This is a genomic window from Paeniglutamicibacter sp. ZC-3 (assembly GCF_025847175.2).
In the GTDB taxonomy this organism is placed as follows: Bacteria; Actinomycetota; Actinomycetes; order Actinomycetales; family Micrococcaceae; genus Paeniglutamicibacter; species Paeniglutamicibacter sulfureus.
Genome location: NZ_JAOYTG010000062.1, coordinates 1 through 626, shown reverse-complemented (window position 1 = coordinate 626; position 626 = coordinate 1). Strand labels below are relative to the sequence as shown.

At 65.8% G+C, this 626-nt stretch carries 1 protein-coding gene; it reads left to right on the top strand.

Annotation, left to right across the window (positions count from 1 at the left end):
• Nucleotides 1-420, top strand: a 420-nt coding sequence (locus OIU93_RS20555; RefSeq protein WP_264271892.1) for a rhodanese-like domain-containing protein, incomplete at its 5' end; no start/stop codon positions are given.
• Nucleotides 421-626: the final 206 nt, after the last annotated feature.

Below are 626 nucleotides of genomic sequence, written 5' to 3'. Positions count from 1 at the left end.
CCGCTGGTGCTCTTGGCTCCCAACAGCGAAACGGCCACCGAGATGTGGGACCACCTCATCCGCGTGGGCATCGACCGCGTCGCCGGATACATCACTTCCCTGGACGGCCTGCCGGTCTACGTGCCCCGCACGATCTCCCCGGCCGACCTGGCAGGGTTCGATGCGGCCATGGTCTTGGATGTGCGCAACAAGACCGAGCACACTGCCGGACACGTGCCCGGCTCCGAACAGCTCAACGCCGGACGGGTGCTCTGGAACACCGACAAGCTTCCGTCCGACGGCGTGATCGTGAGCTTCTGCCAGTCCGGGGTGCGCAACTCCGTGGCCGCCTCCGCCCTGCGCCGGGCCGGGTTCGACGTCGTTGAACTCGAGGGCAGCTACGCCGGATGGGCCGACTGGAAGCAAATGCAGAACGCCTAGGTTCTCCACTGCCCATCCCTCAACAATAAATTCTACGTATTCCCGGTCCCGCATCCCCCTTTCCGGATGTGGGACCGGCCGGGCGCCATGCCCGGCAGAAAGGCCCACACCCCCATGAACACCATCCCCCAGGCCACCAGCCCCGAAGAGCTCAAGGACTGGATCGATACCGGCACCGACGTCGTGGTGCTGGACGTGCGTTCCGC